This is a genomic window from Paenibacillus harenae DSM 16969 (genome assembly GCF_000422465.1).
Classification (GTDB): domain Bacteria; phylum Bacillota; class Bacilli; order Paenibacillales; family Paenibacillaceae; genus Pristimantibacillus; species Pristimantibacillus harenae.
In genome coordinates, this window is sequence record NZ_AULV01000019.1 from 85,665 (window position 1) to 98,342 (window position 12,678).

The window sequence follows — 12,678 nt, forward strand, 5'->3', positions numbered from 1 at the left end:
GCATCCGCTGCCGGATGAGAAGTAAAAATAATCGTAATTGTAGTCAATATTGGAGTATGGATGGGCTTGGCGGTGTTGCTACAATGAGATCGGGAAAGCGCATACACCATCATTTGAGGAGGGTTTAGATGTACAAACAGATGAAATTATTATTATTGGTTACGTTGTCCGTTATTATGGTTTTGACCGGTTGCGCAAGCAGTGGAGGGAGTAAAGAAGGGGCTGCCGATCAAGGAGCAGGCGAAAATACAGAGAATAAGGCTAATGCGACGGACGAAGCCAAGCCCGTGTCGATTAAGCTCCATACGTTCGGCAACGAAGCGAATTATAACTGGGAAAAGACGGTTGCGGCCTTTCATGAGAAATTTCCGCATATTAACGTCGAGGTTATCGTACTGAGCGAGAAAGGAGATACGCAGGAAGCGCTGCAAAAGCTTGATTTGGCTGCTTCCTCCAGCGAGCAAATGGACGTTCTCATGTTCAGCGACCCGGCAAGCTACGCGCAGCGCGTAGGACTCGGCATGGTTGCCAAGCTGGATGAGTTTATCGCCAAGGATGGCTTCAAGGTAGCGGATGACTACAAAGTGGACACAACGCTAAATGGAAGTATCTACGCGTTGCCTGGGAAATTCAACCCATGGTACATCCTGCTGAACAAAACGCATTTAGCGGAGGCTGACTTGGAGGTGCCGACGGATTGGACATGGGACGACTTCACTTCCTATGCCAAAAAGCTGACAACCGGCGAAGGCGCCTCGAAACGTTACGGAACCTATTTCCACGGTCCGCAAAACGGCGGATGGATGGAGTTCGTGAAGCTGGCGCTCGCTAATCAAGCGGACAATAGCGAGTTTCTGAAAGCGGACGGAACATCCAATCTGGACAACCCGTTATTCCGCAAAACGTTGGAGCTTCGCCTGCAAATGGAGAAGCAGGACCAATCGGCTACGCCGTATACGGATATGATTTCGCAAAAGCTTCATTACCGCAACCAGTTCTTCAATCAGGCGGTAAGCATGGTCATGATCGGAAGCTGGATGAACACTGAGCTTGGAGGCACAGAGCAATTCCCGCTTAACTTTGAGGTAGCCGTGGCTCCGATCCCGAAAAACAATGCGGGAGACGAAGGCGGCTATACCATGGTGACGACCGATTATGTCGCGGTAGCCGAAAACTCCAAAAACAAAGAGGCGGCCTATACGTTTGTCCGCTGGTATACGACGGAAGGGCAAATTGCGCAGGGCAAAAATATTCCGGCATGGAACGGCGTGGACGATTCGCAGCTTACATCGATTATCGACACGATCCTGAGCGGAACCCAAAATCCGGAGAAGGTGGACAAAGCTTCGCTGCTTCATGTTCTATCGAATGCGAAGTCTTCCAAAATCATTCCGCCCGTTACGTATCAATCGGAGATGTATAAGGTAATCAACGAGGAATACGAGAAGCTTATCTTCGATCAGCAGGATATCGACAAAACGATTGCCGCAACGCAAGAGAGGGTACAAGAAATTATTGACGCCAATAAAAAATAATCGGTTATAATGAATAAAGATAGGAAGCGATAGCAAGGGGTGCAGCATTTTATCTGCGCTCCTTTTTTACAATTAAATGCATCTATGGGCAGGGAGGCAGACCTATGGCAGTCGGTTCTAAATCACTAATATGGCCAAGGTCCTTTCGCTTTAAGCTGATGCTGACCTCGATTTTATGCATACTGCTTCCTGCCCTCATTACGCTGTCCGTCTATAATACGATGACGAAGGCTGCCGTGAAAGAGGAGGCGGTTTCGCAATCCCAGCAAAAGCTTAAGCTCGTAGACGGATATGTGACAAATCTATTCAAGCATATGCTCTATATAGCAAACAGCGTGCAGATTGATTCCGAAATAAATGTCATTTTGAAGGCGATAGCGGCAGGCAAGACCTATGGGGGACCGAATGCTGAATATGAACGTTACATGGATCGCGCCAAAATAACGGGGAAAATTGACGATATGAAGCTGCTTAGTTTGGATGAAGTCTACTATGTCTCCATCCTGCTGAAGGATGGTACGAGCTTTGCGAATTATCCGCTCGATGAATATAATCCCAATTTCTTTCGCGAGGAAGCTTGGTTCGGGAAGTTGGATTCTCTTAAAGGACTGCAATCGGCATGGATCGAGACAACGCCGACCGTTTTTGTCAGCGAAAAGCGGATAAGCCCGCACCAAATTTCGATTGCGCGGACGCTGCGCGGAAGAGGACTCACACCCTACGGCTATGTCATTGTCACCATACCGGAAAATCTGGTGAACGATATTTTTAAAAGGCTGGTTGCGGATCAGGAAACAATGCTTCTGGATGGGGACGGCATTATTCTATCCCATCCCGATCACGCGAGAATCGGTGAAAAATTCCCGTATGCTGCCGAGGCGAAGCGGCAAAAGGATCCCCATATCTTACAGGTCGGCGGCGAGGATTACATGATCTCCTCCCTCAAGCAGTCGCCTACCGGCTGGGAGCTGGTCTCATTAACGCCTTACAAAAAAGCGGTGTTTAAGCTCAATTCGATTTTTAACCGCGTATTTATGTTTCAGTTGTTTTCGTTTTGCGTTTTTCTGCTCTTATTCGTTTATTTAATCGGTACGATTACGAGACCGCTCGTAAGATTGGGTAGAGTGGCCGAAACGGTGCAGCGCGGCAATTTGGAGGTTCGCTCCAATATCAGAGGGACAGATGAGATCGGTTATCTGGGCGAATCGTTTGATCATATGCTGGACCGGGTGAAAAAAATGATCGCCGAAACGACGTTGACCCAGACGCGAAAGCGCAAGGCGGAGCTGGCGATGCTGCAAGCTCAAATCAATCCCCATTTTTTGTTTAACGTACTCAATTCAATCCGAATGAAGGTCATGCGGAAGGGAGATCTAGACAGCGCGGAGATGATCAGCTCGTTATCCAAGCTGCTGCGCATGACGATTAGTCAGGATAAAGGCACGATTCCGCTGCATGAAGAGATAGATACCGTTGTAGAATATGTGAAGCTGATGAATATGAGACAGAAGGAAGAGGCATGGCTGCAGCTTGATTTGTCCAGGGATACGTTAATGACGGCTGTCCCTCGCTTTTTCCTGCAGCCCGTGATCGAGAACGCGCTCATTCACGGATTAAGCCAAAGATCCGGAACGATTCATATCAGCTCCGTAGATGGCGGAAATTTTATCATCATTACCGTGAGGGATGACGGACAAGGGATGGACGCGGGGACGCTGGAAATGTTAAGACGAAAACTGATTGATGCTGCTGCAAGGGAAGAGGGAAACAAGCCGGCCGGCGGCAAGTTTTCAAGCATTGGTCTTTCCAACGTGTTCGAGAGAATGACGATGACGTATGGGGAAGCATTCACGATGGATGTCAGCAGCGATTCGGCGATCGGCACCTTAGTTACGATGCATATACCGAAAAGGGAGGTGGGCGAAATTGTATAAAGTCATGCTTGTCGATGACGATTATCCGGTGCTTGAGCTGATGAGCTATGCGATTAATTGGGAGCAGCTCGGTCTAAAGGTTATAGGCTTATATGAAAACGGCGCAAGCGCGCTGGAGGCAGCGGCATCGGATATGCCCGACATCCTGATTACCGATATCGGCATGCCGAAAATGGACGGCTTGGAACTAATCAGGCAGTTGAAGACGTCAAAGCCGGACATTCGGGTTGCCGTTATCACTTGTCACAGCGAGTTCCATTATGCGCAGCAAGCCGTCAAACTTCATGTACAGGATTATTTGCTGAAGGATACGCTTGATCCGTCAAGCATCCGCCAGCTGCTGCTGCAATTCACGGCAAGCCTTAACGAGGAAAATGAGCTGCAAACGAAGCAGCTTCAAATGGAGAACCTTGTCGATCGGAATAAAGCGTTAATGAAGGAGAAATTCATTCGCGAGACGCTTCATCAGCCCATGCTCGATGCAGGTAAATGGCAGAGCGAGCTTGCCTCTTTCGGACTTCCTCTTCTTCAGGACGAGGTTGTTATTCCCGTCATCGGCATACTGGACGACTACCGATCAGCAAAGCAGCGCTTTATATCGGACGACGTGCTCCGATTTGCCGTGAACAATGTCATTGATGAAGCTGTACGGAACGAAGGCATGTCGTCTGTCCATTTCAGCTACAGTCCGCAGGAGTCGGTATTGCTGCAAAAATTTCCAGCCGGCTTGAAGGTAAATGGCTATGACGGGGCGAAGGAAATGATGAGCCGGATTCAGCGGGCGATTAAGCAATCTCTTAAGCTGTCGGTGTCTTTTATGATCGGTGACAGCTGCGGGAATCCCGAACAGATCAAAGCTTCCATCGTAAGCATCCGGACGAATGCAGCGGGCCGGTTTTATCGATTGCCCGGCTCCATCGCTCGGTCTGTCCCGGTACCCGGAGGCGCTGGCGATATGTTCGCCTGCTTCAATGAGACAAGCGAACAGCTGCGGGAGCTGTTTCTCGGCAAGGATCCGGAAACGGTCAGAGCGGCGGTAACGGCTTGGCTCGCGGAGGCGGAGCAAGAGAAATATTCGCCTGATATGGTGAAAGATTGGGTACTGAAGCTGCTGCTGGACGCGAAGCTTAAGCTGCAATCGTTGGCGCATTATCGCTCTGCGCAGCCGATCGACGTTATTCATAACGACGTGCTTGAGCTGGACAGTCTTGCGGAGATGAAGGAATGGCTCATCAGACATTGCGTGTCCGTTATTTCGGCTTCGGACCGAATTGGCGTTCAAAGCCGCAGAACGGAGGTTGCGGAAGCCTGCCAGTTCGTATCGCTTCATTTGGATCGCAGGATTAGCCTGGAGGAGGTAGCCGAACAGCTGTACATGAATCCAAGCTACTTCAGCCGGCTGTTTAAGAAGGAGACCGGCGAAACGTTTATCGAATACGTGACGCGTATGAAGATGCGAAGGGCCAAGGAGCTGCTTGACCAAACGTCCGCTCCTGTCGGCAAAATATGCGAAACCTTAGGTTATGATAACCAAAGTTATTTTATTAAGCTTTTTAAATCGTTTTCAGGCGCAACGCCCGTTGAGTACAGGAGCCAGCAAAAGCGAGGCTAGGAACAGGAGCGGAATAATAGGATGAAACTTGAGCGAATAAAGCAGCTGCTGGACCAAAAGAGAAGGCGCGGGCTTTCGTTGTTAACGGATGACCGTACAATTGCAGAGCTTCGCGCAAGGCTTTTGCAGACAACGGCGAACCGGTCGTTGATTGGCGAAATCCAAGCGGAGGCACAGCGGATGATAGGTGAAAGCGATCCGGATCTGACTTACTCGCTCTTTCGCATTTACGTCGATACGGGTGAGAGGCTGGCTTATCAAAGGGTCTATTTTGAGAAACGCAAAAGATTAAACGCATTTGCCGTCATGAGCCTGCTGGAGCCTGACAACACGACTTATTTGGAAGCGCTTCACAACACCGTATGGTCCATTTGCAACGAATTTACCTGGTGTCTGCCCGCTCATTTCAATGAGGCGAACCAGACGGAAATTGATTTGTTCGCGGCGGAGACCGGGTTTGCGCTCAGCGAGGTGCTGCTGCTGGCAGAGGAGACGTTGCCGGCTTTGTTGCGGCGACGAATCAAGGAAGAGGTCGAGCGCCGCCTGTTCCGCCCCTTTCTGGAAGAGGGGACCTACCGCTGGGAGAAGGAAGAGCATAATTGGGCGGCGGTATGCGCGGGCTCAATCGGAGCGGCTGCCCTTCATCTCATCGACGATGAAGCGCGTCTTGCGCGGATATTGGAACGGGTGACGGATGCGCTTGATTGTTATTTGAGCGGCTTCGGGGATGACGGCGTATGCGCGGAAGGGTATCTGTATTGGCAATACGGCTTTGGTTATTATGTTTATTTTGCCCAGCTGTTAAAGGCGGCGACGGACGGCGAAATCGATTTGTTCACCCCGGGAAAAGTGAAGGAGATTGCGCTGTTTCAGCAGAAATGTTTTACCAGCGGCAATAGGATCGTTAATTTCTCCGACGCCCCTTCCGAAAGCGGTATCTTCATGGGCTTGAGCAGCTTGCTGCATGACGAGTATGAAGAGGTAGCCATGCCGGACGCGAGCCTGAGAGCCTCCTATTCGGAGGATCATTGCGGTCGCTGGGCGCCGGCAATCCGAAACTTAATTTGGCCAAAGGAAGCTGAAGACCGGCTATTCGGACATGCGGATGGGCACCATCACGTATGGCCTGCCGAATCGTATTATTTGCCGGATGCCCAGTGGCTTCTGTCCCGTCATCTTACGGATGACGGAGGCTGCTACAGCTTCGCGGCAAAAGGGGGCCATAACAACGAGCCGCATAATCATAACGATGTCGGGCATTTCCTTATTCATGCGGACGGAGACGTTTATTTGGCCGATTTGGGAAGCGGGATGTACACGTCGCGCTATTTTGGCCCGGAGCGTTACAGTCTTTGGTGCAACGGCTCACAAGGGCACTCCGTTCCGATTATAGCGGGAGCGTATCAGCAGAGCGGCGGCTCATATCGGGCAGAAGTCATCAATGCCGCGGCGGATGAACGATACGACCAAATCGATATGGATTTAAGCGGAGCTTATCCGGACGGGCTTCTTGCCCAGTTGAAGCGCCGGCTTCTTTGGAGCAAGGACGGGATCCCGTCTCTGGCGCTGACCGATACGATTGTTTTTGCGGCTGATCGCACCGATCGTACGCCGTGCACGGTTACGGAGAGGTTTATTACGTTTCTGACCCCTGAGCTTGCCAAAGAAGGGCGGATCGTTCTGAACGGGAAGCGGAAGCTCGGGATCTACTATGATTATCTTGCCTGGGAGCCCCTGATTACAAGCAGAAGCGACATCGACCATTACGGTCAAGAGCGTTCGTGGTATACGCTTGATTTCAGCCCAGTCGCAGAGACGTCCGAGCGTGTTACCGGTCATTTTATTTTCCAATTTGAAAGCTGATGCGAGGAGAGGGAATGTGATGAAAGCTAATGGTTGGGCAGAAGAGGCTTGGGAAAAGGTTCATGAGAAGGTGCTGCGGACAAGCGGCCGTATCGGGGCAAGATTCCCGCATGCGAGCGTGGACGGCACCTATGTGCTGGAGGCTCCGCATTGGTGGACGGCTGGCTTCTGGCCGGGGCTGCTTTGGCTTCTGTACCGCGACTCCGATTCCAGAGATGAACGATATAAGGAAATAGCCGAGGCTTGCGAGAAGCAGCTGGACGATGTGCTGACCGGCTATGACCGGCTCGACCATGATATCGGTTTTATGTGGACGCTTACGAGCGTAGCGAGATTCAAGCTGCTTGGCGAGGAAGAGTCGCGCCGGCGCGCCCTGCTCGCAGCCAGCGTGCTGAGCGGAAGGTTTAATGTGAAAGGCAATTACATACGAGCGTGGAATCCGTGGAGCGAGGGACAGCGCAACGAGGGCTGGGCGATTATCGACTGCATGATGAACCTGCCGCTGCTGTATTGGGCCAGCGAGACGACCGGCGACCCGCGGTTTAAGCATGTGGCGACGGCGCATGCCGACACGGTTCTTGCCCATTTTGTCCGGACGGACGGCTCGGTGAATCATATCGTGATCTTCGATCCGGATACGGGCGAATTCGAGGGCGTGAACGGAGGCCAGGGATTCGCGCCGAACTCGGCGTGGTCGCGCGGCACGGCGTGGGCGATATACGGCATGGCGCTCAGCTACCGCTACACCGGCAAGGCCGCATATTTGGATGCCGCGAAGCGGGCCGCCCATTTTTTCCTGGCGAATCTGCCGGAAGATGCCGTTCCGCATTGGGATTTCCGGCTTCCGCCGGGCATCGAGCGTTACCGCGATACGTCGGCGGGCGCTTGCGCCGCATGCGGATTGCTTGAAATCGCGGCGGCGGTTCAAGGCGAGGAGGCGGGCATGTACCGGGAAGCAGGCGAGCGCATCTTGCGTTCCCTCTACGAAAATTACGGGGCATGGGACAATCCGGCGGAGGAGGGCCTGCTGCTGCACGGCACCAGCCACTATCCGGAGCGCAGAAACGTTGATGTGCCGCTCATTTACGGGGATTATTATTTTGTTGAAGGACTGTCAAGGCTGAGAGGGAATTCGGACACGTTCTGGTAAAATGGAGGGATAACCGTTGTTGAATGAAAAGGAGTACGGAAACGGGGACCGCAGTTATTGGCTTCAGCAATTGAAGGCCATCAGCGCTCCGGTGCTTGAGGCGCTCGCAAGACGCGAGCTGAAGCAGACGATGCCGATTGAATGCGCGGAAACGGACGGAGGACCGGAGGCCGAGGCCGCCCTTCTGGCGGACCGGGCCAAGTTTACCCATCTGGAGGCGCTGGGACGGTTGCTTGGCGGAATAGCGCCTTGGCTGGAGAACAAGCAGACAGCAGGAGAAGAAAACGAGCTTCGCGCCTATTTCGCCGAGCTTGCAAGGAAGGCCATTGCTGCGGCTGTCGATCCGGAATCGCCTGATTACATGAACTTTAACGAGGGCTTCCAGCCGATCGTCGACGCTGCTTTTCTGGCGCAGGCGCTGCTTCGGTCGCCTGTCGAGCTATGGGAGAAGCTTGATCCAAGCGTGAAAGAAAACGTGATACAAGCGCTTAAGCAAACCAGGTCAAGAAAACCGTTCTTCTCCAACTGGCTGCTGTTTGCCGGTACGATTGAAGCGGCTTTGTACAAGCTCGGCGCAGACGATTGGGATCCGATGAGGATCGATTATGCGCTGAAGCAGCATGAGCAGTGGTATTTAGGTGACGGAGCCTACGGGGACGGACCGGAATTCCACTGGGATTATTACAACAGCTTTGTCATTCAGCCGATGCTCATTGATGTAATGGAAGCGGCCGGGGACCAGTATGAGGAGTGGGCGGCGCTGCGCGGGGCGATTGCGGACCGTGCCCGCCGCTATGCCGCGGTTCAGGAGCGTCTTATCGCTCCGGATGGAACCTATCCGCCGATCGGCAGGTCGCTGGCTTACCGTTTCGGCGCATTTCACAGTCTGGCGCAAAGCGCTTGGCGCGACGATCTGCCCGCGGGCGTAAGTCCGGCGCAGGTTCGCTGCGCGCTGACCTCGATCATGAAGCGAACGCTCGCGCAGCCTGGGAACTTCACCCCGGAGGGTTGGCTGACAGTCGGCTTCTGCGGGCATCAGCCATCCATTGCCGAACGCTATATTTCGACAGGAAGCGTATATCTGTGCGCCCAAGTTTTTCTGCCTATGGGACTTCCGGAGGAGCATCCTTTCTGGAGCGGAGCGCCCGAGGATTGGACTTCTCGCAAGGCGTGGTCGGGCGCGCATTTTGTCATAGATTCGGCCATGAAGTAAATTATCGGAAAATTGATTTCAGACACTTGAAATTGATAGCGAAAATGAGTATGATAAAAATGGTTGTTAGCACTTCACGCTTATGAGTGCTAACGAAATAAAAAAGCGACAAATTTAGAAGGAGGCTATTTTCAATGATCAAACCTTTGGGTGAGCGCGTATTGATCGAACCAATCGCGAAGGAAGAAACTACCGCTAGCGGAATCGTGTTGCCGGATACGGCGAAAGAAAAGCCGCAAGAAGGTAAAGTGGTAGCAGTTGGCAGCGGTACGCTGAAAGATGGCGTTCGTGTTGCTTTGGAAGTAAAAGAAGGGGACCGCGTGCTGTTCTCCAAATACGCAGGTACTGAAATCAAATACGAAGGCAAAGAGTATTTGATTATGAAAGAAAGCGACATTCACGCGATTTTTGGATAAGCAGCCCTCGCAGGGTCACATAGAAGGCAATAACAGTACGGTACGTAAAGTACTTAACATTTATTCGGGAGGTTACTGAACATGGCTAAAGAAATTAAATTTAGTGAAGACGCTCGCCGCGCGATGCTGCGCGGGGTTGACGCGCTTGCAAACGCAGTTAAAGTAACGCTGGGTCCGAAAGGCCGCAACGTTGTATTGGAGAAAAAATTCGGAAGCCCGCTCATCACGAATGACGGTGTATCCATTGCGAAAGAAATCGAGCTTGAGGATGCTTTCGAGAACATGGGCGCCCAGCTGGTTAAAGAAGTCGCAACAAAAACAAACGACGTAGCAGGCGACGGTACGACTACCGCGACTGTTCTGGCTCAAGCGATGATCCGCGAAGGCTTGAAAAACGTTACTGCCGGCGCTAACCCGATGGTTATCCGCAAAGGAATCGAGAAGGCCGTTAAAGCTGCCGTTGAAGAGCTGAAAGTGATCTCGAAGCCAATCGAAGGCAAACAATCGATCGCACAAGTCGCTTCGATCTCTTCCGCTGACGAAGAAGTAGGCCAACTGATTGCAGAAGCGATGGAGAAAGTAGGCAACGACGGCGTTATCACGGTAGAGGAGTCGAAAGGCTTCGTAACTGAGCTTGAAGTGGTAGAAGGCATGCAATTCGACCGCGGTTATGTTTCCCCGTATATGATTACGGATACGGACAAAATGGAAGCGGTGCTCGATAACCCTTACATTCTGATCACGGACAAAAAAGTAACAAACATTCAAGAGATCCTTCCGGTTCTGGAGAAGGTCGTTCAATCCGGCAAACAGCTTCTGATCATTGCCGAGGATGTTGAAGGCGAAGCGCAAGCAACGCTGATCGTGAACAAGCTTCGCGGCACATTCACTTGCGTAGCGGTTAAAGCTCCTGGCTTCGGCGACCGCCGCAAAGCTATGCTGCAAGATATCGCTGCTCTTACCGGCGGTCAAGTGATTACGGAAGAGCTTGGTCTTGAGCTGAAATCGACTACGGTTGAACAGCTTGGATCCGCTCGCCAAGTCCGCATTACGAAAGAAAACACGATCATCGTTGACGGCAGCGGCAACTCTGCCGACATTGTTGCACGCGTTAACCAAATTAAAGCGCAGCTGGAAGACACGACTTCCGACTTCGACCGCGAGAAGCTGCAAGAGCGTCTTGCAAAATTGGCAGGCGGCGTTGCGGTAATTAAAGTCGGCGCAGCTACCGAAACAGAATTGAAAGAGCGCAAGCTCCGCATCGAGGATGCCCTGAACTCCACTCGCGCAGCGGTTGAAGAAGGCATCGTATCGGGCGGAGGTACAGCCCTCATTAACGTATACAACGCAGTTGCGGCCGTTCAAGCCGAAGGCGACGAGCAGACTGGCGTGAATATCGTACTTCGTTCCCTCGAAGAGCCGATCCGCACGATCGCGGCTAACGCAGGCCAAGAAGGCTCCGTTATCGTTGAGCGTCTGAAGAGCGAAAAAATCGGCGTAGGCTACAACGCGGCTTCCGGACAATGGGTGAACATGTTCGAAGCGGGTATCGTTGACCCTGCGAAAGTTACACGTTCCGCTTTGCAGAACGCGGCTTCCGTTGCGGCGATGTTCCTGACAACCGAAGCGGTTGTTGCCGACAAGCCTGAGCCGAAGGGCGCAGCTGGCGGCGGCATGCCTGACATGGGCGGCATGGGCGGTATGGGCGGCATGATGTAATCATGAGCTCAGAAACCCTGTAACAACGGGGTTAAAGACCTTGTTTTACTTTGAAAATAGCCTAGAGGTAACATGCGGGTAACATTTTCTGAAGTTAGGGTCTGAAATTAGAGGTTTTCCATGAGTTCTTAGAACTTTTGGGAAGCCTCTTTTTTCATTTCATGAATGTTGGAATGGCGTCCATCCGATCCCTTGTTAATTCGTATTTGCGAGTCTGCATGACAAACGTGAGGTAGATTGCAACCATAAACTGGGGCGCCATAAATGAGAAAGCAATCATTGATCTCGTTATCGGCAAGAATATCAAAAAGGAGTTATCCATTTATGAAAAAGGTGTTCTTTGGCGTTTTCCTTGCTATTCTCTTATGTATTACATCGTCCACCGCTTATGCAGCAGAATTTCAAATAAAAGTTGACGGTGTCGTTATAGCGTCTGATGTGAAGCCCGAAATTCGGAACAATCGTACAATGGTGCCTCTACGTGTTATTAGTGAAAATTTGGGAGCTAAAGTCGCTTGGTCGGATTCCGAAGTTATTCTCACAAAAAGCGATATGAAAGTAATATTAAAGCTTAACAGCACTACAGCGGAGAAGAACGGTGAAAAGATACTTCTTGATGTAAAACCATACATAAAAAATAATCGCATACTCGTTCCGCTTCGCTTTATCGCAGAGACGTTTGGATGTCATGTCAATTACAGCAACTTTACTGTAGCTGTCGATTCTAAGCCGTTGGTCATAGATGGTATACAAGTAAAAGCATTGCAGCACGAATACCATATGATTATGGGCGGCGTCGTACAGCAAGTTAATGGTCACGCATATAACGAAGATATTTATAATATTTTTTTAGAAAACAAAGGTAGAAAGGTCGAAGCTCCTGCTAACTACTCTTGGCATCTTGATCTTGACATTCCCGGATCTTATTATAAAAATGGACAATACGATTTTATAGACAACCATGGGAACAGCATGGTACGTTTTGATATTTATACTTTAATTCGTTCTTTTCCAGCTGAAACGTTATCAGGATACCCGGATGTTTTGATGTATGATGCATCTGAAGATGAATGGTATTTGTTTAGCGATAAGGCCAGTCAATCTATTAATATGTTAATTGATACCGCCTCAAAGAACGGTTTTCTGACGATTATCAGTAATACAGTCGCATAAAGATTTCTCTAACAAAACGGTTGGTCTCAGGTTGCCCTGGATCCGACCGTTTTTTCTTTTTAT

General features: G+C 51.0%; 9 protein-coding genes. All 9 read left to right on the plus strand.

Going from position 1 to position 12,678, the window contains the following annotated elements; translation table 11 throughout:
• The first annotated feature begins 128 nt into the window (after positions 1–128).
• The 9 genes from H581_RS0107035 to H581_RS0107080 all read left to right on the plus strand — a co-directional run bounded on the left by H581_RS0107035 (position 129) and on the right by H581_RS0107080 (position 12,615).
• The gene (locus tag H581_RS0107035) at positions 129–1,535 is read left to right on the plus strand and encodes an ABC transporter substrate-binding protein (RefSeq protein ID WP_028609398.1); all 1,407 of its coding nucleotides are present in this window, start codon (positions 129–131) and stop codon (positions 1,533–1,535) included.
• Between the two features lie 104 nt (positions 1,536–1,639).
• On the plus strand, positions 1,640–3,469 hold the full coding sequence (locus H581_RS0107040) for a cache domain-containing sensor histidine kinase (RefSeq protein ID WP_028609399.1): 1,830 nt from the start codon (positions 1,640–1,642) through the stop codon (positions 3,467–3,469).
• Entirely contained in the window at positions 3,462–5,081 is a 1,620-nt protein-coding gene (locus tag H581_RS0107045; protein ID WP_028609400.1) for a response regulator transcription factor, read from the plus strand. Before H581_RS0107040 ends, H581_RS0107045 begins: the two co-directional genes overlap by 8 nt.
• A gap of 21 nt (positions 5,082–5,102) precedes the next feature.
• Complete coding sequence (locus H581_RS33305) at positions 5,103–6,944, plus strand: heparinase II/III family protein (protein WP_051250521.1); 1,842 nt, start codon at positions 5,103–5,105, stop codon at positions 6,942–6,944.
• Between the two features lie 19 nt (positions 6,945–6,963).
• Positions 6,964–8,094, plus strand: coding sequence for a glycoside hydrolase family 88 protein (locus H581_RS0107055; protein WP_028609401.1), 1,131 nt, complete (start codon positions 6,964–6,966; stop codon positions 8,092–8,094).
• 16 nt (positions 8,095–8,110) lie between these two features.
• The gene (locus H581_RS0107060; protein ID WP_028609402.1) at positions 8,111–9,307 is read left to right on the plus strand and encodes a DUF2264 domain-containing protein; all 1,197 of its coding nucleotides are present in this window, start codon (positions 8,111–8,113) and stop codon (positions 9,305–9,307) included.
• Between the two features lie 134 nt (positions 9,308–9,441).
• Positions 9,442–9,723 carry a co-chaperone GroES gene (gene groES / locus H581_RS0107065; RefSeq protein ID WP_028609403.1) on the plus strand — a complete coding sequence of 94 codons (282 nt, stop codon included), beginning with the start codon at positions 9,442–9,444 and terminating at the stop codon, positions 9,721–9,723.
• Positions 9,724–9,804: 81 nt separating this feature from the next.
• A complete protein-coding gene (gene groL / locus H581_RS0107070; RefSeq protein WP_028609404.1) occupies positions 9,805–11,442 on the plus strand; it encodes a chaperonin GroEL in 1,638 nt (545 codons plus the stop codon).
• Between the two features lie 324 nt (positions 11,443–11,766).
• A complete protein-coding gene (locus H581_RS0107080; protein ID WP_028609405.1) occupies positions 11,767–12,615 on the plus strand; it encodes a copper amine oxidase N-terminal domain-containing protein in 849 nt (282 codons plus the stop codon).
• The last annotated feature ends 63 nt before the right edge of the window (positions 12,616–12,678 follow it).

What these genes read in the sequence shown, in the direction of transcription:
- groES (WP_028609403.1), top strand. Translation starts at nt 9,442, where the DNA reads ATGATCAAACCTTTGGGTGAGCGCGTATTGATCGAACCAATCGCGAAG.
- H581_RS0107080 (WP_028609405.1), top strand. Translation starts at nt 11,767, where the DNA reads ATGAAAAAGGTGTTCTTTGGCGTTTTCCTTGCTATTCTCTTATGTATT.
- H581_RS0107040 (WP_028609399.1), top strand. Translation starts at nt 1,640, where the DNA reads ATGGCAGTCGGTTCTAAATCACTAATATGGCCAAGGTCCTTTCGCTTT.
- H581_RS33305 (WP_051250521.1), top strand. Translation starts at nt 5,103, where the DNA reads ATGAAACTTGAGCGAATAAAGCAGCTGCTGGACCAAAAGAGAAGGCGC.
- groL (WP_028609404.1), top strand. Translation starts at nt 9,805, where the DNA reads ATGGCTAAAGAAATTAAATTTAGTGAAGACGCTCGCCGCGCGATGCTG.
- H581_RS0107055 (WP_028609401.1), top strand. Translation starts at nt 6,964, where the DNA reads ATGAAAGCTAATGGTTGGGCAGAAGAGGCTTGGGAAAAGGTTCATGAG.
- H581_RS0107035 (WP_028609398.1), top strand. Translation starts at nt 129, where the DNA reads ATGTACAAACAGATGAAATTATTATTATTGGTTACGTTGTCCGTTATT.